This is a genomic window from Pedobacter sp. Leaf250, from assembly GCF_920984735.1.
Taxonomy (GTDB): Bacteria; Bacteroidota; Bacteroidia; order Sphingobacteriales; family Sphingobacteriaceae; genus Pedobacter.
In genome coordinates, this window is record NZ_CAKLBU010000016.1 from 60,689 (window position 1) to 83,583 (window position 22,895).

The following is a 22,895-nucleotide window of genomic DNA, read 5'->3' on the forward strand; positions in this document are numbered from 1 at the left end:
TTATAATTCGCTGGGTTTGAGTTATAATTCGTACTGTTTATGTTTTTTTTTGATAATAAGCATTGACGAATTATATTAATTGAGGCTAATGCAGTTGATTGTTACTTCAATTCTATTCTCATTTTAAAAAATAGATATCAGATAATAGAAACAGAACTCACAAATTAAAAAATGCTTGAGATTCCATTTTAGATTTTTATGCTTCTATATAGTTTTCTGGCTCGTAAGTTACCCTTGCGAAGTTTTTCATCACCAGCTCGGTTGCTACAATTTTCCCACCTTCAAACTTTAATAATTTATCTCGCCAAATTTCATTTTTGCGGTAAAACTGTCCATCTATCTTTAAAAACTGATGTTCTTTTTCTACAACGTGGTAAGCATAATTCAATTCTGTATCAACGCGGAGTTCGCCCTCCAAACATTTATCGGTAAACCATAAATTAATTTGAAAATTGTGTTCGGTATTGTTTTTAAACTGATAATCTATATAGTTGTAAAAAACAGTGGCGCCACTGCCGAATGGCAAAACTCTCCCATCATCAGGGAAAGGATCGAATGAATGGTGCCGTCGCTCAGTAACTGTTAGCGGACTATGAATAACCAACCAATGAATAAGGTTAGAGATTTGACAAATTCCACCGCCGATGCCTGCTTTTGCTTCGCCGAATGATAATTCCATCCCCAATAAATAGCCTTTGTTTTTGGTAGGTAAGCCAACCAGCTTACAAAAAGAGAATGTTTCGCCTGGTTTGATTATAATTCCGTTTATTTGGGCCGCAGCAATTTTCAGGTTGGTAATTTTATTTAATTGCAACTGCTCGTTATTTTCGCCAAGCTTTTTCAGCAGAACTGATTGATGTTTTTTAATCCTGAAAGCTAATTTATCAGCAGTTTTGGATTTGGCATATTTCTTACCATCAAAAACCCATTCTAATCTGCGTTTTAACCGCCGAGCCCAAACTGCAAAAAAATACAAGTACGGGTGCCGCTGACTGATCAATTTTCGCCTCTTTTTATTAGATAAAGAGTGGGCACTTTTTCTTTTACTTTTTACTTTAAAATAGAAAAAACATCCAGCGATAAGCAATAAAAATCCAATAATTAAAACCAGCGTCGATGCTTCAAATACACCCTCACCAACGGCTTGATTTTCACCAGAACAATTCACCTTATCTCCAAATATGGTAATACCTTGTTCTCCTTCAACCATTGTTCTTTCGCATGCAAAATATTCTGGTGCAATTAGCCAACAAAATAAAGCTAGAAAAGATAGCAGGAAAACAGCAAAGGAAATAAGCAGGATTTTAAACGCTTTCATGATGGGTTTTATTTAATCAGCTCTGCAGCAAAATCCTTAAAAGTTTGTTTTGCGCCCCCCAACATATTGTTTAAGACATTTTCATTTTCACCATCTTGAATAATCTTTTCAATTTTATGCTCGGCATTGTAGATAAAATTGTAAGTCTCATCGAAAGTTTCTGTCTGTTTCTCATCGATATACATGTCTACCTTAAAAATCACTTTAATTGAGGTTTCATTAATTTGATTGATATCTTTCACATTGTATGTCATTGCGCAACCACTTCCACAACTGATAACTAAAGATTGATTTTTAATTTTGCTAAAATCTTTTTTCGAATTAACACTTTCTACGCTTATCTTTTTATCACCACTAGATTGCTTTTCTACAGTATCCTTAACTGTAACTTTTGCTATCTTTTTCTTACCCTCATTTTCATTGCATGCAATAACCAAAACAACACTGTAAGCCAGTAAATAATATTTTAAATTTTTCATCCTATTTTTCATTAATACATCAAATCTAAAGGCACAAAATTGTCTAGGTTTGGTAAGGGATTGATTTTTTCAATTGTGGTTTTCTCTACTAAAATTTTATCAGTCTCATAACTGATTATTTTGTAAATCTTATTTCCTGTAATCAGATTAAAATCGGTAAACTCAACGCCTCCTGCATCAGCATTATTAAAGGTGTAGCCAATAAGTTCGAAGTGATTATTTTGATACCTGAATTTATGCAACATGCTTACCTTCATCAGCTGATTTCTAAAAATTAAAACACCTTTTATAATGGTTAGCTCTTCCAATATGCAGGCATCCATTTGATTTGATTTTTTTGACTTTAACGCAGTTTCTAATTCTAAAACTGTTGTATATTTTCCGTCATTTTGATTAAACTTAATTTCAAGTATTAAAGGTTTATTAGCATGATGAAGTTGTTCCTTCATCGTAACCAAATCAGCCAAACCATCTTTATTCAAATCGCCTTTTACATTAAAAACCATTTTGGTATTATCTGTTTTTTGGGCATTTGAAACATCAAATATTAAAAGAAAAAAAGCCAGGAATGCGTATTTCATAGTTAATTCTATACATTAAGGTAAATGAAAATTTTGTTTAAACGCATATTAGAAATACCACATTGAATTTACTATTGAATTACTTTCGCATACCTCAAACTACTTCCCTGGCGAAACAATAGCCACCAATTATTAATCAGCATTACTATAAAAAATATTATAACTTACATACCGAAAAAGCCCATTGTAACTACAATCAAAATTATTAATAGGTAAATAATATTGAGCGATGAGATTATAATCCCTATGATGCAGAGTCTTTTAGCTATTTTTAAATTTTTATGCTCTTGCAAAGTATAATTTCCTTCGGTCTTCTTTAACTCCTTATTACTTAGCACCAAAACAATTACCGATAAAGCTAAACCTATTCCTAAAACACCAATAAAATAGGAAAGAACTGATAGTATAAGCGCAGCTATTGATAATAACAGGTAAAGCTTAGGGTTTTGCATTACTTCTTAGCTTTTTGGTTTTTGCTTTAGCCTGTTCGTATAATTTACTACACTTATCTGCGTAATCATAATAAGTGGCATCGCTAAAATCTTCCAAAAAAATGCTTTTATAAATCATCTTAGTTTTAATGGTTGGGATTATAACCAATTTTCCTTTTTCGTTATTGGCTAAGTGATCAAAATAATTCCAGTTGCCTATGTAATCTCCGGTGAGTAGGTTAACGCTACTTTCACCACTGCCATCGTTAGCCGCATTGCCAAATTCGTAACGGCTCATGCCTATTAATTGTATTCTTTTTAACGTTTTATTGTAGCGGAACTGATTGGAATATCCTGCCCGCATCCAATCGCTATGGTACTCGAAACCATTTTTAGTAGGCTTGAAACCTGCATTTTCTGTAGATGACTCACTTCCCTTACTTTTCATTTTTTTAAAATTTAAACCAGATAAGCGGCAAACAATTTCTGCAGTTTTGGCATCCACATAAACGGTGTCTTTAACGCCATCAAAATCAATGTCTTTAATCAATTTGTCTTGCGAGAAAGCAGCATTGTACGAAATGAAAATAATAATTATAACAAGGTATTTTTTCATGATAAATTTTTAATGCATCGCTAATAAATAAAAATACATTAATCGTTTCAATGCCGTTTGACCCGTTTACAATTCGCTGGTTTTGGATTATTATTCGTTGGGAAAAATAGCTTTTTAAGCTATATAAAGTGTTTCAATATTGGCAAGCGCCTGATATCCATCAAATGGCTATTAGAATGATGAAGCTTTGAAAGATGAGAAGCAGTTAAATCTTTTCAGTTTTATTTTACCATTTTTATTTTATCAGAAAATAGACATTAGAATATTTGCAATCGTCTAATTTTCATATCAGGTTAACAATTTAATAATTATCAAAAATCTCATTTAACTTTTTATAATTAAAGATCAGCGCCAAACTTACACACACAAAAATGCTCAACCAAACCTGATTAATAGTGTATTGATTGGTTTTAATCATATATAATAGACATATCAATGGAAAACTGAGTAATGAAACAAAAAAACAAATTCCACCCAAAGTGGAGAAAAAAACTTTACTAAAGCCTGATGACCTGCTTCCAAAAACTCCGAATAGTATACCTAAAATTGGCATTCCAAAAATGCTAAAAAGTGCAAATGCAGTACTATTCTCTACTTTTGGTTTTATTGGTGCTAAAAATAAAAAGTAATTCACCGCCAGATACATCAAAATCAAGTAAGGCATTAAGTATTTGAAAACCCTGAAAGCTTTAGTGGTTTTATCTTCAATATTGGGTGTAGCGATAACAAGTGGTTGATTGGCTTGTTCTGTAAGATCGTAGGCATAATTACTGTTTTTTACCGCATAACCCAAAACACTGATCATATCGCCGTTTTTAATTGTGCGTTCGGTGTAACGGATATCATCAACGGCATGTTTAATGCTGTGTTTAGTGTCTGATTTGACATTTAAAAAGGAAAGATTGAGTTGGTTCAAAACCACCTTAATTTTTCCAGTAGCATTACTTAAATAGAAATCTTGAAACTCTTCTTTCTTAATGATATTATTCACATATTCCGAACCACTTTCACTATCGTATGTTACGTTTCCCTCCTCATATGCATAGGCAATACACGCTTGCTTAAAGTATGGCGTTTCGAAAGTTTTTAGCGCACTCGCTGTTCCCTGGATTTTAACCCATCCTTCTTTAACCTGATAGATGGGTGTTGGTGAAGTTTTAATTAACTTGCGTTGGGTTTTGGTGATGAACCACATTATTATCCCAACAATTATTGGGAATACCGGTATTAAAACTCGACTGAAGGTTAAACCGATAAAAAGCGCTATACCTAGCACAATTAATATTAAGCATCCTCCTTTTAATCCTATCATTTTTGCTTGCATAAGTCTTTATGGCTTAAGACATTGTCAAAGATTTTGAGAATCTATGGCCCACAGAGGTATTTTGCCTATCTTGATTCTTATAGCATTAATTAATTCTTACTTTTCAATTTTTTTACTGGCTGTACCGGAACAGGTACGGCAAATCTTTTGTTGGAGCATTATCACTTCTTAATTTTTTATAGGTGATTTATTTTCGAAAAGTGCCTTAGTACCTACCTTTACCTTCCCAAAATCGGTTAAACTTTGTTCATTTAAATCGATATTATCATATTTCAAAATATAACTTTCATCATGGTAATCGCTCACTGAAGCTTTGCTGTAATCTGTCCCTTTTTTATAAATATTCTTATGGATAAATTTATTGGAAACCTCATCTAAAACATAATTATTGATATCAAAAATGGAAAAATCTTCTGATAAATGATTGAAACCTTTGGCTGTTTTCAGCTGGTCGTTAAAGTAAAACACCTTTACATCTTTTTCTTTTACGGCTTGTCTTCTGTAATTATTCAAAAATGTTTCGAATTCGGGGTCATGATTAGTTTCAAATTTTCTAAACTCTCCCCAGCGGGATTGTAGAGTAGTTTTACCCTTTTCGGTTTTATATGTTGCCGAAAAAGGTTTCTGTTCGCTAATGGTTCGATGATAAAAAAGCATGAAATCATTGTTATTTTCGCTCAAATTAAAGGTATTGGTATTATACCTGAACAAATGATTTACGGTATTTTGCGCTAGACTTATCGTTTTCGGATGGTAAGGCAGTTCGGTAATATAATCGGATGAACCACCATCATAATCTTCATCAAAAGTATTGATCAAAGGGCCATTGTCAAGCTTGATGTAAGTAGGACCATCATTTAAAAACGCGGCTGAGAAAGTTAGCTTCACTCCTATTTTGATATTCGGATTTTTTCTTCCTAAAATCGTAAATATTTGCTTCGGGATATCAGGTACGAAGTTGATTTGATTATCTTTTAACGTATATTTTCCCAATACCAATATGGCATAGCCGAATAAAGCGAAAGTGCCGTCATCATAAATATAAATGCCGCTTTGGCTACCTTGTCCGTACATTCCAGATGTAGATTTTTTCATCGTATTTGTTTGTTGTGCAATGATGTTGTTAGAAAATAGGAGCAAAAAAATGATGATTATATTTTTCATAAGATTTATTTTATTTTTCAATTCTGAAGAAGAGAGTCCCAGTTTTTTGGCTTTATTTCCACTTCCGCAAAATTTCCTAATAGCCAAGTGCAATTATCCATATCATAACGTATAATTTTTACCTCATTAGATGGTTTATCAACATAGAAAAAATACAGCTTATCAAAGTTTATAAAATCCAATACTTTTACCTGATGGCTTACTGGTTTTTGATACTCATTTAAAACTTCACTAATGTGCCTATCAGCATTTTTTAACAAGGTTGTATCTAGCTCATATTTTTTTTCATCACTAAATATATTTTTTTAGCCAGGTGATGGTTGTGCAGATAACTTTCATCTTTCGGTTTTTTTTGATGAAAATAGTAAGGCTTATGCACAAACTTTTTTAAGAATGCTATATCACTTAACATTGCTGCAGATGGTTTAAAGTCAGGTCTTTCTTTTTTTTCTGCTGCAGTTTTACCATTCCAATAGGCAACCGCTTCCTCATTTTGGGCTAACCAACCTTTTCCCCAATCATCCAAATGGAATGTAATTATTTCTTTGGTTTTGAGCTTGTATTTTTTTTCTATTTTCTTTTTATCGTTATTATAAAATTCATCGATAAAAATTAATCTGGTAATTGCATTTGTGTGAAGATTAAATTTAAAAAGCCCCTTTACTTTTCCGCCAAATTGTTGACCAGCATGTAGAGCAAAAAACAAATCATCTTTAATCCATTTCAGTGTTCCGGCACCAACTATATTTCCGCCATTGGCATTGCTTAGCGTAAAGAATTTACCTACAAACAAAGTATCAGTAAGCGGATTTTGATTTTGATTGATGAATGTTTTGCTCAGCTCTACCACCCCTGTTTTATAGATTAATTTATAGGTTATGCCAGCTTTACTGGTGCTGTCTATCACACCAGAAGCATTTGGTTTGCCCCATAATTTTTCATCCATAATTATTTTTTGTTTAGGATTGTTATTGTTTATGACTACTTGTTTTGGTAACGTATCGGTCGCTTTTATCTGTGCAAAACTGTTAACCGAGGCTGAACAACATAACAAGATTAAAACGATAAAAATCTTCATAGTCAATTTCGTAATTAATGAAAAGCGCTGCAGCATTCTCTAAAATACAATTCAATAGCTAAATCCATTTTAGCCAATTACAATTCGCCAGACTTGAGTTATTATCCGTTGATAATGATGCCATATGCCAAGGTTAGTACGCTTCAAAAATCCCAACTATTTCTGTTATTAATATCTATTTTAGAGTTTGCCGAATACGCTTCATCAACCAAACTTCTGGTCATCATTAAATCGTTAAACCTATAATTAAGCTTCTCAGATACGGTTTCGATGGCAATTATATAAGAAACTCCCTTGTAACTTACACGGGTTACTTTTATTCGGTTGATATCAAAAAAGGAAAATGTATGTGCTTTAAATAGTGTAAAAAAAGTGACTGTATTTTCTTTAAAAATACATGATGGACTAGACCTTTCGAGAACACCTAAATTCTTGGTTATTTTCCGTAACCGATCTATGTCTTTACCATTAAGTGAATTTAAAATGATGAGGTACCGATTAAAAAAACGATGTAGCAAATATGCGAATGGAGTTATCACAGCCAGTAAAGCAACAAACATAATTGCAGCATATAAATAACTATCTTTCATGCGTTCGTTATATCTTTCTTTGCCTAATAAATCTTTTCCAAATGCGTTGGTTTCCTTAACAGTATAAATAATGAATATTAGTGGAACAAGAATGCAAATCGCGAAGCAAACAATCAATCCCAGCTTTTTAACAAATTGGTTCTTGCTAATGTAATGTGTTAGAAAAGCATGTTGGTCATTATTCATTTTTATTAAAAGTGTTAATTATATAAGTTCGAGATTGGCTTCAAATTAGTTTATTCAAAATGATTGGTAATGCGATCCTATTTATTTCGCATTTATCATTTCAAAAAGTCTATTCTCCATTGGTGTTAAAAGCTTTTATCATAATTTCTCTAGGATCGCCATCAGCAAATAGTACTTTAGGCAGTTTGTATTTTTTTGTCGTTGTTTTGCTAGGCATATCTTCTTACATGGTATTGATATCGGTTTGTTCAAAAACCCCTTTAAACAAATCTAACTTCAAAGCTGTTTGCCCGCCAGCACCCATGGCAAAACTGTTTATGTTGATTAAAACCAATTCATTATTAATGTATTTAAAAGTGCTCTCTAAACTACCGTTTGGACCTGTAGATTGTTGGGTAAAAACAAGCTGCCCATTTTTGTCGATACTAACATCCTCGAAATCATAATTGAGGTAACCATCTTCTCTATATTTTGGCTCAATAACAGTGAATGATTTAGCATTAACACTGTAAGCATTGCCTATCTTAAAGATCACCAAAGTGGGCCGCAAAGCTGAAGTATCTCGGGTATTGATTAAGACAAGCACCTTATCTTCCAAGCCATCATGATTTAAATCGCCGCTGGCTTCTAAGTCAACTTCAAAATATTGCGGAATAAGGTCTTCAATTTTATTGCCACTTGTAGGAAAATCTGGCTGAGGATTTTCCAGCCTGGCTTTAGGTTCGGCCTTTACACCTGCGGTATCTACATGAGTTGAAACTGCTGGAATGGTAACAGTATTTTGCTGCTTTTCTTCGTTTCGGCAGGCGCTAAATAAACAAAAAATCAAGGCAAAAATGCTGGCAATCTTTATCGATGCTTTCATAATGTTTTAATAATTAAATCCTTTTTTCTCTTTAAAAACATGGATAGCATCTTGCGTTTCGTTCTCGAAAAAATATTTTACGGTTATGCTGGTATCGCTTTTGGCAATTAATCTGGCATTTTTAGCAGAACGCAACTCGAGTGATGTAGTATCGTTTTTTTTGATTTCATCAACATCTTCGAGCATAATTTTATCAAATAATAATCCATCCTTTACAATTTGCAACCGTGGTTTACCCATAACACCGTAACCAACAGATTGCACACGAAAATTATCTTTTAGGCTAAAATGATTTAAGCGTCCTCTTCCTGTAGTAGATAAAAAAATACCGAAGAAGGGTATGGCCATTGGCAGAATGCTTAAAAGTAATCCTGCAACAAGTAAATAAAAATAGATTTTGGCAATCAGTTTTTTCCAATAACTAAAAATAATGAAGGGCGTTGTGAAAAACCAAATCCAAAAGATAACCCTATCACTCCAATAACCCACAAAACTCATTTGCGAAAAAATGTATAAACCAACATCAAGAACAACCAATGCCGATATAAAGAAATAAAACCTGATAAGAACTGTTTTATTTATCATATTTAAATTGTTTGATTAATCCTGCAGTTAAGAAATATAGTAAGCCTAACACTAAAATCCCACAGATGCTGGTCTCCAAGAAATCATTATCGCTCCAATGTTTTTCGTTAATAAATTCATCATAAATGGCTTGATCTTCAAAGAGATCAGCTGGATAATTCGCAGGCATATCTTGCATGCCTAACGGGGATTTAAAATAATATTGAAACGTTGGTCGATATTTTAAAAACATGCTGTGTTCGTTAAATTCATCATCACATTTAATGCCTGTAAACAACCAAGTAAGCAGTAAAAAACAGATGCCGATTTTTAATTTATTGTTCATCGTTTATCAGAGCTTTACAAATTAAATATCAGCTTTCTAAAATCATCCAGGAGGCAACTGATAAGTCTATTATTATTGCAAAGAGAAGATTACGGGCAACCTATACAAATAATTAACTGCCTGTCCCTTTAATTTCCCTGGACTCCATTTTGGCATTCTTTTTAAAATTCTGATCACTTCCTGGTCGCAACCAAAACCTAGTTTTCTTTCGATTTCTATATTTGCTATGCTGCCATCTTTGGTGATTACAAACTTGGCGTAAACCGTTCCAGATACTTCGTTCTCTTGTGCTTCGTAAGGATAGTGAAGATTATTCGAGATAAATTTTCTCAATGCATTCATTCCACCTGGAAACTCAGGCATAATATCTACCGAAATTGGATGGCCTGAATGATCATAATCTGGTGCAGCTACCGGTAAGGGCATTGTTGGTGCTGATGGTTCTTTAACCTTTGGTATTAAGCTAGACTTATAGCTTAGAAGGCCAGTTTTTTGTAGTGTGTAAATTCGGTGGTAGAATTTATTTCCTTCAGATCGATAAAAAACAACAGAACTTTTATTGATTTTGTAAGTTGAGGCTGCCAAGGTATCCCCTTGCTTTTTTTCGATCACAGCTTTAATCTCTTTGGCAATAATTTTAGGTTTGCCTAAACGCTGCAACAAATAAAAAACCGTGTCTTGATCAGATTTTGATGTCTTAAAACTTTCATACAACTGATAACTTATAGCACCAAGCTTAAAACTTTTAACTAGCTTTTTCGATTGGGCAAAAGCAATATTGCAAACTAGAATGAAACTTACTATTAAAATTGGCTTTAGCTTGGTGTACATAATTTTTGAATTATTTGAAAATAAGCATTCGGTTTTCAATCGGTTTAATCCCTCAAAAATTCTTTCGCTTCAATGATTTTAAACTCTTTTTGATCTTCATCCCATAGGTAAGATTTGTAATAAACATTTTTGTCTTCAATGTTCTGCTTGCAAATTCCCGCAATAAAAAGCCGGCTGGTAGATTTGCAAACTACACGGTCTTCTGCAAATAGGCATGAATTTTCTTCGCCCAAAGGCAAATCATAAATTTTACCATTCCGAACATCTACCATAAAACCCATAATACAACTGGCACCACAACCAAAAGTTGCCAATATATAATGCCCTGCAAAATCAATTTCATCTCGCTTGTACGCTTCGATAATTCTTGTTTTAAAATCTTTAGCTTCAGGATAATCAGCCCAATCTAATGGTGCTTTTGTAGAATTTGTGGCTACTTCTACGCCGTATTTTTCAAAATCAATGGTCTTCCAATAATCATGAGCAGGTTTATCGGCAACCGCCTCTTCTATTTTATTGTTAACCGTATCTATCATTTGTTTTGGCGAATCAGTTACTACAGCAAATGGCGCAATAGTATCAGTTTTCACCTGTTCAGTACTTTCCGTTTTAGCTTTATCATTACAGCCAAATGCAATGAAAATTATTATCAAAAAAGTTATTAATCGAATCATGTTGCTAACTTGCTATTAGTGGGCTTTATATTTATTCACCGTAGCTTTATTATAAAAAGTGATGCCGAATTTCGTTTCTCCTTTGATAGGATCATCCTCTAGAATTTTCTCTTTCGTAAGCACAAAATTCTGACCATCCTTTTCCAATTCAACCCGATCTGCAGTTTCATCAATAACTTTTGCTCCCTGCTTATAAAAGCTAAAAATTTTATCCATTCTATCGGATGTAAAAGAGAAGATATCACCTTCCAATTCTTGGTTTCTATCGGTAGATACATTGATATAAGTTGCTTGACTTTTCGGGTACATTTGAAGCAGTTTAGCAACAGGTGCCGGGTAATTTTCAGCACCTGAATTTTCACGATAATAATAATTTACACCTCCTTTATCATTCGCAGTGCCTTTTTCTGCTTCATTATCTTCAAAAGAATTTACACCCCATGCCATTAATAGTAATATTGGCAAACCGATTGCAAAGCATTTTAATAAAAACTTTAAACGCTCTTTGTTGGCGAAAAAGAAACTTGCTTGTCCCATAATATTTTACTTAATTTTTAAAAATCAAACCCGACCTTATTTTTTCACTTTTTCAATATCTATCAACTTTCTGTCGTTAATCATCTGTTCCAATTCATTTTTGTAGACCCACAATTGCTACAATTTGCTTTGATACCACTACCCTTTAAAATTTTGGTTCTTGTTCCAAAAATGATCATAAATGGTTTTTTTTAAAGGTTTTTAAGCTTATAACATTAAACATATACTTTTGGATTTATTAACCGAAGGCCCATTTATAATTCGCTGGCTTTCATTTACAATTCGTAGCAGACTACCCATTTTCTGTAAATCAAATATTAGAGCACGCCAGGCAGATGGATAAAAAACCTTCAGTATAGCCACAAGCACAAACAAATTTTTCTAATCATATAGCCAATTTGATTTTATGCGTTTCATTGTATAAATTGAAAGCAAATATTAAAACCAATACCTATGTTTATGAAAAGGTTTATTTTGATCTTATTATTGGGAAGTACCATTACCTTACGGGCACAAACCAATTTGGCTAGCTATAAATATTTAATCATTCCAGAAAAGTTTAGCTTTTTAAAAAAACCTAACCAATACAACCTGAATACAATTACTAAAAGCCTTTTTGAAGATGCTGGATACAAGGTTTATTACGATAATACCGAACTTCCAACAGAAATTGCGGGCGACAGATGTAAAGCATTAGCCTTAGATCTGGAAGAGAAAAACACCATGTTTTCAACCAATATCAAGATTGTTTTGAAGGATTGTAAAGGCAATTTGGTTCTTAAAAGCAAAGAAGGAAAAAGCCGGGAAAAGGAATATGATATTGCCTATTCAGCTGCAATACGTGAAGCATTTGCCTCCTTGAACGAATTAAGTAAAACGCCAATTAATGCGGTAGATGCCATTCCTGCAAAAAGCACAATAAAGGATGCTGAAAAACCAAAACCAACCTCCGAAGCAAATGCATCCAAACCTGCACCAGTTGAAACAAAAGAAATGGAAAAACCCATTGTTGCTATGGTTTCAGCAGAAAACAAACCAACTCCAGCATCATTTCTAGCTCAACCTACAGCATCAGGTTATGTAATAACGAATCCCACATCAAAAACAACATTCACCTTGTTAAAAACTTCAGCACCTAATTATTACATCGCAAAAGGTGCAACCAACAATGGATTGATTTTTAAAAAAGGAGGAAAATGGCTTTATGAATATTACAAAGATGGAATCTTGGTTTCCGAACAGCTATCAATCAAGTTTGAAAATGAATAGCCAGGCATAATTAATCCGCAAAGATTTTGATGTGGTCAATCTAAAATAAATACCTAAACGTTAACAGGTTACAAATTATCAGCACATTTTGTAGCGAAAAAGCGAACCCATGCGTTTTAGCAAAAAGTATAACATGAAAAGATTAACTGCATCAATATTTGCGATAAGCTTGCTATTTTTTGCTTGCAAGAAAAAAAACGATGGTCCGGGAGAAATTTACGGCAAATGGAAACTTACAGAAACTTTACAAGATCCGGGAGATGGAAGTGGAAAATACATGAAAGTGAACGGTCCGGCAAAATATCTTGTTTTAGATCAGACAGGCCAGATTAGCGGTAAGGCTATGCCGGAACTTATCAGGTTTAAGGTAATCGACAGTGTTTCAATGGAAGTTTATGGAAAAACCTACCAAATGCCACTAACCTATCGCTATAAAGTAACTGCTAAAACCTTAACATTAAATCCACCTTGTATTGAAGGTTGTGGATTTAAATTTGTTAGAGATTAAGAAACCAATTAACGCTGCTCAATCTCCTTTAAACTACCCATTTTTTTATAGGCTAAAAATCCTTTAATATCTTCAAAATGTTCCCGCACTCTTTTGTTGCCAAACTCAAATACTTTGGTTGCCAGTCCATCTAAGAAATCACGATCGTGAGATACCAGTATTAAAGTGCCATCAAAATCCTTCAAGGCATCCTTAATAATGTCTTTTGTTTTCATATCCAAATGGTTGGTTGGCTCATCCAATATCAATACGTTAACAGGCTCGAGCAATAATTTAATCATCGCTAAACGGGTTTTTTCACCGCCAGAAAGCACTTTAACTTTTTTGGTGGTATCATCACCACTAAACATAAAGGCACCTAAAAGGTCTTTAATTTTGATGGTGCCATCTGTTAATGGAATTTGATCGATGGTTTCAAAAACAGTTAAACTTTCATCCAATAATGCTGCCTGATTTTGTGCGAAGTAACCAATTTTGGCATTATGCCCAACTTTCAAACCACCTTCAAATTCAATCTCGCCCATAATGGCTTTAATCATCGTCGATTTACCTTCACCATTTTTACCTACAAAGGCCACCTTTTGTCCACGTTCGATAACCATATTGGCTTTTTGAAAAACCACATGTTCGCCATAAGCCTTGGTAAGTTCCTCTACCATAACCGGATATTGACCAGAACGAGGCGATGGTGGGAATTTCAATCTCAAAGCCGATGTATCCACCTCATCAATTTCTATTACCTCTAATTTCTCGAGCATTTTTACCCGCGATTGTACCTGTAAGGTTTTAGAATATGTACCTCTAAACCGATCTATAAATTCTTGATTATCGGCAATAAAACGCTGCTGTTCTTCGTATGCCTTTAATTGATGGATCCTTCTATCAGCTCTTAATTGCAAATAATGACTATATTTTGCCTTATAATCATAAATCCTTCCCATGGTAACCTCAATGGTGCGATTGGCGATGTTATCTACAAATGCCCTATCGTGAGAAATAACCATAACCGCCTTGGCCGAGTTAATGAGAAAGTCTTCCAGCCATTGAATACTTTCAATATCCATATGGTTGGTAGGCTCATCCAGCAAAATCAAATCGGGCTTTTTCAATAATATTTTAGCCAATTCAATACGCATACGCCAGCCGCCAGAAAATTCGGAAGTTTGACGGTTAAAATCCGAACGCTCAAAGCCCAAACCTTTCAACACTTTCTCAACTTCTGCATCGTAATTAACCTCTTCAATGGAGTAAAATTTCTCACTCAATTCCGACACCCGCTCAATAAGCTTCATGTAATCGTCACTTTCGTAATCTGTTCGGATCGTTAATTGCTCATTCAACTCATCTAGTTCCTTTTGCATTGAATTTACTTCAGCAAAAGCTTTCATGGTTTCTTCAAAAACAGTAACCTGATCTTGCGTTAGCAAATGCTGTGGTAAATAAGCAATTACCGCATCTTTTGGCCCAGTTACATTTCCGGAAGTAGGCTTGGAAACATCAGCAATAATTTTTAAAATAGTCGATTTACCTGCCCCATTTTTACCCATAAGGGCAATTTTATCATTCTCGTTGATGGAAAATGTTACGTCGCTGAATAGAGTTGTTCCTCCGAAGGAAACGGAAATGTTATTTACATTGATCACAATTGAAAATATTTAATGAGGCTGCAAAGATATAGGATAGCAATTAAAACATAATCCATTTTTTAAAAATCCGCTTAAAAATATTTACTTTCTAACTTAAACATCCGGTCAATCATTATGTATCTGATAAGGTTGAAAAATAATCAATTTTCCCAAATCAATTCGATACAAAACAATGTTCACTGTATATGTACTCCATCAAAAAACGGCAAGAACAGGATATTGATCAGTTGGAAGAAACGCTGTTTATTATTGAAGACCTCATTTATATTTTTCGCAGAACTCCTGTTCAGATTGGATATCAAAATCCAGACGTGATTACATTTCAATTCAGAAAGATAATGCCCAACATGATAGAAGAAGAAATTATCCAGGCTATAGGATCATTAACCACCTCACATTTAAGAAAATTATCATTTCAGATTTATCAGCATGAAAACCTTTTGTTGCATTTTACCATTTAATTGATAATTTCAAGCTAACTTTCAGTTGATGAACCAAATTGCAACAGCACAAACCTATCAAATAAAATCTCCCGCATTAAATTTCATCATCTTTGCGTTTGGAATACTCAAACTACTCATACATTTTTTTACCATAAATAATTATGGTTTACACGCAGATGAACTTTATTACATCGAGTTAAGTGATTCTTTTAATTGGGGTTTTCTAGATATCTCACCCTTTGTAACCTGGATAGCCAAAGTTTCCGAATACACATTTGGCAATTCGGTTGCAGCATTCCGTATTCTACCATGTATTTTCTCGGCCGGAACTGTGATGCTAACAGGTTGGATTACACAATTACTTGGCGGAAACAGGCTGGCGGTAATCATCGCCTGCTCCGCCATCATCTGTTCTCCTTCATTTTTGGCAACATCATATTTGCTTCAACCTGCTGTATTCGATGAATTCTTTTGGACCTTACTTACCTTTTCGATAATAGCCTACAAGAAAACCAAAAATATAACATACATATATCTGTGTGCCATCGCATTCGGCTTTGGAATGCTGAATAAATACAGTATCATCATCCTACTTGCTGCATTCTTCATCTCAGAACTATTTGTAGATCGAAAATTTCTCACCCAGGCGTTCAAAAAATTAGCTGGTCCTGCCATTTTATTTTTTATGATTATACTCCCAAACCTTATATGGCAATGGGCATACGGTTTTCCCATTATTAATTATACGATGATGGTAGGAAAAGGCGCTTTCAAGTTGGATATTTTCGATTATTTGTTTCAGCTATTTTTCTTTCATGGAGCTAGTGTAGCCATCTGGACAGCAGGCCTGTTATTCCTCTTGTTCAATCATCAGCGACCTCCAAAACAAGAAGCATGGTCGATTTCATTTGTCATGATCATCATACTTTTAGCCTTACTGGATGGAAAATTATATTATGGTCTTGGAATATTCCCTGTGCTTTTTGCTGCCGGTGGGTGTTGCTGGGCATTGGTTTTAGAAAAATTTAAAAATTTCTCCAGCATATTTTTCGTGGGCATGTTATATGCATTTGGCCTGATGAGCTTGCCAATTGTAATTCCAATTTTATCAACAAGCAATTGCCGGCTATACGTTTCCAACATGATTAACTTAACCGGTTTCACCAGGCCACTACGCTATCAGGATGGCAAACAAGGAGAAATTCCCCAGTTTTTTTCAGATATGTTGGAGTGGGAAAAAATGACCAATAAGGTTAATCGGGCGGCAAACCTGACTACTATGAAAGATACAGGTGGCATTTGTATTTTAACAGATAATTATGCAATTGCGGGTGCGCTAAAGTACTACGGCGGCGTAAATATGCCTAAGGTTATAAGTGTACACAATAGTTTCTTGTTGCAATCGCCTCAAAATCTGCACATTCAAAACATCATTTATCTTTCTAAAGAACCACTTTCAAGAGTTCGCAATTTAGCCAAAGAGGTTTATTTACTGGAAACAATTAAAATGGAAAATTCTCACCTCAACGGAATTTCTATATATCGGTTAACCTTTCCGTCAGCAATCATGAAAAAGAAATACACAAATGATAGACGCAGTTTTTATGCAAATTTAAAACCTTTACGAAAATAGACTTACTGATATAAAGCGAGTTGCTTAACTACATACGCCTCGAAAAATATAAAGTTACAATCTATTAATTTCGATTACATGGGAATTCAAATCAATCTCGAAAAATTTGCAGCGAATTTTAACTAACTTACATAGAACATGCTGCGCCGATTAACGCCGCATTTTCTCCGGTTTCAGAAATGTATATGGGTAATACTATCGATCTCGCACTTAGATAATATCGCAATTGTGGTAAAAATAGTGCAGAGGCTTTAGCAATGTTTCCACCTAAAACCACGCAATCAATTGGCTTATTTTTGTATAACTTTGATAAAAAGATTCCTAAATTCATCCCGAATTCATCAAATACCTGCAGCAACGGGTTTGCCCGTTCTACATCATCAATTAGCTCTTTAACATTACGAACAGCTTTGCCCGAATAGCTATTGTATTTTGAAACCAACCACTTAGAAGAGAAAAAATCTTCGCAAATACCGCCCATAAAAGGATATTGCCAATACGCTGCATCTGTAGCAATGCCATCAGTTCCTGCTGCCGAGCCAAATCCTGTACCAAGCGTAAAACCCATCACATTTCGATATGCTGAAGCCGCACCGTGTACCAACTCTCCTTTTAAAAAGCATCCCGCATCATTAATAAACGAAATTTGTTGCACCGAACCTTCCAGCCCCTTCAAAATTAAGGCTCTTACATTCAGCTCATAAAGTGCATCAAACTTGCCCATGCCTTTCATATAAGATATTCCGTTCTGATAATCAAAAGGTCCTGGCATGGCTACTGCAACTTTTCCCGAATGAGTGGTAAAATGAAGACTTTTTTTCATTACCGAACTCCAGGCAGCAACAATTTCATCAGCACTTGCTTGCGAATCAACCTTGGATCTCTGCCATGATCCTTCCAAAATGGTACCATCCAGTACATTTACCAGTGCAGATGTAATGTGCGAACCACCAATATCCACACCCAAAATTATATTGTCTTTCACGTTAGGATTATTTATTATTGATATCTAACAAACTCATTCTAGCATATAGCTCGGCAATACAAGCCTCATCTAGCAACCATTTTGGTTTCCTTTTCGATGCTTCATCCCTTGCCCACTTTGCTGTTAAAAATCCATATTGATCAGACGATTTTTGCCATGCTTTATCCAAATCAGATGCTACTGCATTGATATAAACCGGATTGCCATTTATATGATAAAGAGATTCATAACCACGAAACAGAACAGTAACAAACCAGGGCAAGTCGATATTAAAATACTGATCCTTTTGTTTATTTTTATTTGAGAAGAAACGATATGAGCTTTCTGCCACAGTTTCGGCTTCCGTTAAATACTTTTTTTCTTTGGTAAACCGATATAATAAAACAGACGATTCGAGCATCGAACCTGTATTGTAGGTATAATAAACCTTATTTGGCTTGCCATCCATTTTAACATCATTATAGTAAATCCCATCAGGATTTCTAAGTGTGTGATACATCCAGGTATAAAATTTTATGCCCCAATTGAGGTAAAGCGTATCATTTGTACATTGATATAATTTTAATGCCGCAAGTGTCGACATACCATTACTACAGGCCGGCTTTTGATCTTTATGCCCTTCCAACCAATATACACCACCGTTTAACTGCTCATCCCATCCGCTTAAAATAAAATCGAAAACTTCTTTTGCCTTTACAATATACTTTTGATCTTTCGTATTTAAATAGGCCTCCAAATAATCAATGCAAACCAATGCATTATCATCATAATATCGATCTGATTTTTCTAACATGGATGGATAAGCCTGATAACCCACCGGACTTCTAGTCGTATCTCGATAGGCCCAAACACCAACAGCTAAAGTATCCAGGTATTTATCATATTTCTGCTTTAAATATGGATTTCGAACCAACACATTTGCTGCTGAATACATACCTGAAAAGGGCCAAAGAAAACTTACTTTCTTCTCATCAACATTTGCACCCTGAAAATAATCAAGCGATACATTTTTTCCAGAAGGATAATTTTCACTGAACAAACCTGGATATTGTTTTACCCTGTAATGCTTCCATATTTTTTCGAACATGGCATCGGCTCTATCTCTGTATAAAGTATTTCGTTTCAATTCCTGACTAAATCCTTCAAAACAGAATATCAAGCAAATACAAAAAAAGGGGTATTTTATCATGGGATTTTATAAATTATTGTACCGATGGCGGTGCCGTTTTTACACCCCAACTTGGATTAGGTTTATTACCCATTTTTAAAGTCAAAGTTCCACCTTTCATAATGTCATCACGGTAAAGCCAGGCGTTGCTAAGCATTTTCCCGTTCCACATGGCAGATTGCACATAAACGTTTTGCTTAGCATTATTAATCGTTTTAATCGATAGTTTTTTTCCATTGCCTAAACGTATTTCTGACTGATCAAACATCGGACTTCCGATTTGGAGCGTTGGGCGGGCGTCCGTCAATCCCTTTACATCAAACAAACCTAAAGATGCCATTACATACCAGGAACCTAATTGGCCTTGATCTTCGTCCTGGCCATATCCATAACCATGAATACTTTCTGTTCCATAAAATTCATCGCATATTGCTCTTGTCCATTTTTGAGTTAACCAGGGAGATGATGAATAATTAAAAAGCCAGCTGATGTGTAAATTTGGTTGATTCCCATGGTTATAAAGTGATTGAATACCTGCAAATGCATCAATGGTTTTTCCACCACCGAAAGCATTTTTTTGAGAATTTTCAAAGATATTATTCAATCGCTCATTAAACGCTTTCTTGCCTATCTGTTCAATTAAGGCTTTAGGATTTTGAGGAACATAAAACGTATACTGTGTGGCATTTCCCTCCTGAAAACCTCTCCATGCTTCTAAAGGATTAAACTTATCTATAAACTTTCCATCGCTCGTTTTCGGTCTGATAAGTTTTGATTCCTGATCAAATAGTAACCGCCATCCATTCGATAAACCCATTAGTTTTTTATAGTCGTTCGCTTTGCCCATACTTTTTGCCAGTTGTGCGGCAGCGAATGCGCTGTAACTGTATTCCATGGTGTGCGAGCCAGAAAAATGTGAGCCGGTTGAGTCTGTTTTATCCGCATCCAAATAGGGCACAAAACCACTTTGCACAAAACTTTTAGTATCTGTTTTACCCGACCCCACCAATCTATTTTTGTAATTGAGTTCATTACCCAAAACTGCTTTGTAGGCTAAATTTAAATCATAATCCCGTATTCCCGATTGGTAGGCCCCCGCTATAGCAAGTCCTACAAAATTGGTTCCTACTCCCGAAACAAAATTGCTATTGGCAATCCCATCACCAAACCAGCCACGTTCTTTATAAATTTCTAACTGCGTATGCACAAAATCGTTGTAATGCGATGGGTAAGACAAAGCCCATAATTGGGTAATGTTCCAAAAACCGCCCCAAATGGCGTCAGTATTCATAAAATTATAACTGAATTTACCTTTTTGATCTTTTGGCAACTGGCCAATTGTACCATCATGGCGTGGAAAATTTCCATTTACATCACTGGCAATACCGCGACCAAGCAAAGCGTGATACAAACCTGTATAAAACTTAACCAGATCAGCATTATTTTTGGTAGAAACTTTCATTTTACCCAGTTCATTTTGCCATTCCAGTTGTGCAGCTTTCTTTGCTCCATCGAAATTAAGGTCAGCAGCCTCTGCCAGTAAATTGCGTTTAGCATTTTCTGAAGAGGTGTACGATAATCCAACCTTTATTTCCACACTTTCATTCTGTTGAGTTTGATAACCTAGAAACAATCCAGCGCCAATACCCGATGCGGTTCTGGTATTTTCGTTGGTTTTATTCTGATTAAACCCTCCAATACTATTCGGTTTTTTATTCAGTATCCCATAAAAATACATGGCTACTCTCCCACCTTCATCATAAGTTTTAACATATTTCGGATAGGTAATTACGAAGCCTTCAAAATGGGTATCATCAATCATTTTTATTGATGCATCCGTAACCGGACCGCTTTCTCCCTGAACATTTCCAATGGATAGGATAATTCGGGAATCATCACTTTTTGGAAAGGTATAACGATGGAAACCTACTCTCTTAGTGGCTGTGAGCTCTGCTTTAATTTTGAATTCATCAAGCAAAACCGAATAGTAGCCAGGTTCTGCAATTTCATTTTTACGATCAAAAGCAGATCGATAACCACTGCCAGCTTCATCAAGCAAGCCAGGAACCGTTTTTAGCTTGCCCCCAGTTGGCATAAAACTTACGCCGCCTACCTGCCATTCGTGAAAGTGTACAAAGCCCTCAATAGAATTGTGGCGTGTATCATAACCAACAGCTTCCCAGCCTTGATTATTTCCATAACTTCCATTGGTTGAAGGAGCTAGTTTAGCCATTCCATAAGGTACAGCTGCAGGCGTATAAAAAAACCATCTGCTATGCGCTGTACCAATGTTTGGATTTACGAATTTCAAAAGATCCTGTGCATATGCACACGGCACAACGAAAAGCAGAAGCATTAAAACTAAGAACGATTTATTAGCCGATTTCATAAGAATTAAAGTTTATATTGAATTAATATTTAGATAACAACGCTTGAATGCGTTGCATCCAGGCTTGGTCTACTGTTTCTATTTCTGGCGAGCGGTTTTTCCCATCGAAGCCCGCAAAGAAATAATAGCCATAGGTTGATTGGTTCCGGTTTGCGATATTTAAACGATTGATGTTTTCCTTTGCATACACCAGCCAATTTTCGTCTTTATCAGCTTCATATAAACGAATCATGGCCTGTGATCCCCAAGCGCACCAAGCCGGATTAATTCTTGTTTCATTCGTATTAAAAATATATCCTTTCCAAACAGCATTCCACAAAGTGATATTCATAGCCTTACCAATATTTTGTGCTCTGGTGAGGTATGAAGGATCATTCATAATTTTACTGTATAAAATAAAGGCTTCAACCATAATGGCATTATCATAGGTAAACTTATCTGTATGTCTTTTGCCCTCGCCAGCTCCATCAATTTTCCAAATATATAAACCACTAATAGGATCGTACATTTTTGCATTTAACCAATCATTAACTTGTTTTGCCCAGTCACGATAAATTCTTTCACCGGTTAAACTGTAAAGTTTTAAAAACAATTGAAGCGTAAGACCATTGGTTTGGGTAGGTTTTTCAGGTTTAAGTGTATTCCAATAAAATCCGCCACCATACACATTATCCCACAGCCCGCTATTGATTAACCAATCTCCGCAGGCTTTAGCTTTGGCTAAATAAGGTGCTTTATCAGCTCCAGTGGTTACATCATAAGCTTCCAGATAAACCATTCCACTTAAAGCATTGTCATCTACATATTTATCTCCACCTGCGCCTGTTCCATCCAAATTTACAGAGGCAAAATAACCACCTCGGAGATCTTTTTTATCCCACATGTTTTCCATAAATTTGAACGTATTGTTCATATAAGCCAGGTGTTTAGTTTGGCCCACTCCTACCATGGCGGCATCGGCATAAATCTGGCTCACGTTATACCATTCATAGCAATTATTTGCATGGCTGGTGGTATTTGCCCGATAACCATAACTGGCTGTAAGCAGATTATTGGTTGTAAACGTATGGGTTTCCTGAGCCAGTTTAAGGTAATCTATTTTAACGCCTGGCCCTGTAGGCGGTACTACTGGTGGTGGCGTAACAGGATCAACCGTTGGATCCTTTTTACAAGCCGTGTAAAAAACGACAGACAATATCAGAAAGGAATTTACAAATAACTTTTTCATGGTTAGAATATTTTTTCTACACCGGGATAGACCGATGGAGAT

General features: G+C 35.1%; 24 protein-coding genes. 4 read left to right on the forward strand and 20 right to left on the reverse strand.

Annotation, left to right across the window (positions count from 1 at the left end):
• Window positions 1–196: 196 nt before the first annotated feature.
• From LUA91_RS14990 to LUA91_RS15060, 15 genes are all read right to left on the reverse strand, one after another.
• Window positions 197–1,318, reverse strand: coding sequence for a VanW family protein (locus LUA91_RS14990; RefSeq protein WP_231426890.1), 1,122 nt, complete (start codon window positions 1,316–1,318; stop codon window positions 197–199).
• A gap of 8 nt (window positions 1,319–1,326) precedes the next feature.
• Window positions 1,327–1,797, reverse strand: a complete 471-nt coding sequence (locus LUA91_RS14995; protein WP_231426892.1) for a hypothetical protein — start codon at window positions 1,795–1,797, stop codon at window positions 1,327–1,329.
• Between the two features lie 11 nt (window positions 1,798–1,808).
• Window positions 1,809–2,378, reverse strand: coding sequence for a hypothetical protein (locus LUA91_RS15000; RefSeq protein ID WP_231426894.1), 570 nt, complete (start codon window positions 2,376–2,378; stop codon window positions 1,809–1,811).
• A gap of 164 nt (window positions 2,379–2,542) precedes the next feature.
• Window positions 2,543–2,830: a hypothetical protein gene (locus tag LUA91_RS15005; RefSeq protein WP_231426895.1), complete on the reverse strand. Its 288-nt coding sequence runs from the start codon at window positions 2,828–2,830 to the stop codon at window positions 2,543–2,545.
• Entirely contained in the window at window positions 2,817–3,425 is a 609-nt protein-coding gene (locus tag LUA91_RS15010) for a hypothetical protein (protein WP_231426896.1), read from the reverse strand. Before LUA91_RS15010 ends, LUA91_RS15005 begins: the two co-directional genes overlap by 14 nt.
• A 301-nt stretch (window positions 3,426–3,726) precedes the next feature.
• Window positions 3,727–4,737 (reverse strand): hypothetical protein, encoded by a 1,011-nt coding sequence (locus LUA91_RS15015; RefSeq protein ID WP_231426897.1) that lies wholly within the window; start codon window positions 4,735–4,737, stop codon window positions 3,727–3,729.
• Window positions 4,738–4,917: 180 nt separating this feature from the next.
• Window positions 4,918–5,913: a hypothetical protein gene (locus tag LUA91_RS15020; protein WP_231426898.1), complete on the reverse strand. Its 996-nt coding sequence runs from the start codon at window positions 5,911–5,913 to the stop codon at window positions 4,918–4,920.
• 268 nt (window positions 5,914–6,181) lie between these two features.
• The gene (locus tag LUA91_RS15025; RefSeq protein ID WP_231426899.1) at window positions 6,182–6,859 is read right to left on the reverse strand and encodes a hypothetical protein; all 678 of its coding nucleotides are present in this window, start codon (window positions 6,857–6,859) and stop codon (window positions 6,182–6,184) included.
• Between the two features lie 275 nt (window positions 6,860–7,134).
• A complete protein-coding gene (locus LUA91_RS15030) occupies window positions 7,135–7,767 on the reverse strand; it encodes a hypothetical protein (RefSeq protein WP_231426900.1) in 633 nt (210 codons plus the stop codon).
• Between the two features lie 223 nt (window positions 7,768–7,990).
• A complete protein-coding gene (locus tag LUA91_RS15035; protein WP_231426901.1) occupies window positions 7,991–8,632 on the reverse strand; it encodes a hypothetical protein in 642 nt (213 codons plus the stop codon).
• A gap of 6 nt (window positions 8,633–8,638) precedes the next feature.
• Window positions 8,639–9,217: a hypothetical protein gene (locus tag LUA91_RS15040; RefSeq protein ID WP_231426903.1), complete on the reverse strand. Its 579-nt coding sequence runs from the start codon at window positions 9,215–9,217 to the stop codon at window positions 8,639–8,641.
• A complete protein-coding gene (locus LUA91_RS15045; protein WP_231426905.1) occupies window positions 9,207–9,542 on the reverse strand; it encodes a hypothetical protein in 336 nt (111 codons plus the stop codon). The genes LUA91_RS15040 and LUA91_RS15045 overlap by 11 nt, the downstream gene beginning before the upstream one ends.
• A gap of 72 nt (window positions 9,543–9,614) precedes the next feature.
• Window positions 9,615–10,373: an energy transducer TonB gene (locus LUA91_RS15050; RefSeq protein WP_231426906.1), complete on the reverse strand. Its 759-nt coding sequence runs from the start codon at window positions 10,371–10,373 to the stop codon at window positions 9,615–9,617.
• 44 nt (window positions 10,374–10,417) lie between these two features.
• A complete protein-coding gene (locus LUA91_RS15055) occupies window positions 10,418–11,026 on the reverse strand; it encodes a hypothetical protein (protein ID WP_231426907.1) in 609 nt (202 codons plus the stop codon).
• A 36-nt stretch (window positions 11,027–11,062) separates the two neighbouring features.
• Entirely contained in the window at window positions 11,063–11,584 is a 522-nt protein-coding gene (locus LUA91_RS15060; RefSeq protein ID WP_231426908.1) for a hypothetical protein, read from the reverse strand.
• A 459-nt stretch (window positions 11,585–12,043) separates the two neighbouring features.
• On the opposite strand from LUA91_RS15060, the gene LUA91_RS15065 reads away from it, so the two are divergent.
• Both LUA91_RS15065 and LUA91_RS15070 read left to right on the forward strand, forming a co-directional pair.
• On the forward strand, window positions 12,044–12,853 hold the full coding sequence (locus LUA91_RS15065) for an SPOR domain-containing protein (RefSeq protein ID WP_231426909.1): 810 nt from the start codon (window positions 12,044–12,046) through the stop codon (window positions 12,851–12,853).
• Between the two features lie 133 nt (window positions 12,854–12,986).
• Window positions 12,987–13,361: a hypothetical protein gene (locus LUA91_RS15070; protein WP_231426910.1), complete on the forward strand. Its 375-nt coding sequence runs from the start codon at window positions 12,987–12,989 to the stop codon at window positions 13,359–13,361.
• 8 nt (window positions 13,362–13,369) lie between these two features.
• Here LUA91_RS15070 and LUA91_RS15075 read toward each other — a convergent pair whose 3' ends face one another.
• On the reverse strand, window positions 13,370–15,004 hold the full coding sequence (locus LUA91_RS15075; RefSeq protein ID WP_231426911.1) for an ABC-F family ATP-binding cassette domain-containing protein: 1,635 nt from the start codon (window positions 15,002–15,004) through the stop codon (window positions 13,370–13,372).
• 188 nt (window positions 15,005–15,192) lie between these two features.
• On the opposite strand from LUA91_RS15075, the gene LUA91_RS15080 reads away from it, so the two are divergent.
• Window positions 15,193–15,468: a hypothetical protein gene (locus LUA91_RS15080; protein WP_231426912.1), complete on the forward strand. Its 276-nt coding sequence runs from the start codon at window positions 15,193–15,195 to the stop codon at window positions 15,466–15,468.
• Window positions 15,469–15,496: 28 nt separating this feature from the next.
• On the forward strand, window positions 15,497–17,083 hold the full coding sequence (locus LUA91_RS15085; RefSeq protein WP_231426913.1) for a glycosyltransferase family 39 protein: 1,587 nt from the start codon (window positions 15,497–15,499) through the stop codon (window positions 17,081–17,083).
• Window positions 17,084–17,210: 127 nt separating this feature from the next.
• On the opposite strand, the gene LUA91_RS15090 is transcribed toward LUA91_RS15085, so the two are convergent.
• From LUA91_RS15090 to LUA91_RS15105, 4 genes are read right to left on the reverse strand one after another with little or no spacing between them, the layout of a single operon-like run.
• The gene (locus LUA91_RS15090; RefSeq protein ID WP_231426915.1) at window positions 17,211–18,068 is read right to left on the reverse strand and encodes an ROK family protein; all 858 of its coding nucleotides are present in this window, start codon (window positions 18,066–18,068) and stop codon (window positions 17,211–17,213) included.
• Window positions 18,069–18,075: 7 nt separating this feature from the next.
• On the reverse strand, window positions 18,076–19,257 hold the full coding sequence (locus LUA91_RS15095) for a glycoside hydrolase family 76 protein (protein ID WP_231426917.1): 1,182 nt from the start codon (window positions 19,255–19,257) through the stop codon (window positions 18,076–18,078).
• A 13-nt stretch (window positions 19,258–19,270) separates the two neighbouring features.
• The gene (locus LUA91_RS15100) at window positions 19,271–21,625 is read right to left on the reverse strand and encodes a GH92 family glycosyl hydrolase (protein ID WP_231426919.1); all 2,355 of its coding nucleotides are present in this window, start codon (window positions 21,623–21,625) and stop codon (window positions 19,271–19,273) included.
• Between the two features lie 22 nt (window positions 21,626–21,647).
• Window positions 21,648–22,853, reverse strand: coding sequence for a glycoside hydrolase family 76 protein (locus tag LUA91_RS15105; RefSeq protein ID WP_231426921.1), 1,206 nt, complete (start codon window positions 22,851–22,853; stop codon window positions 21,648–21,650).
• Window positions 22,854–22,895 lie beyond the last annotated feature (42 nt).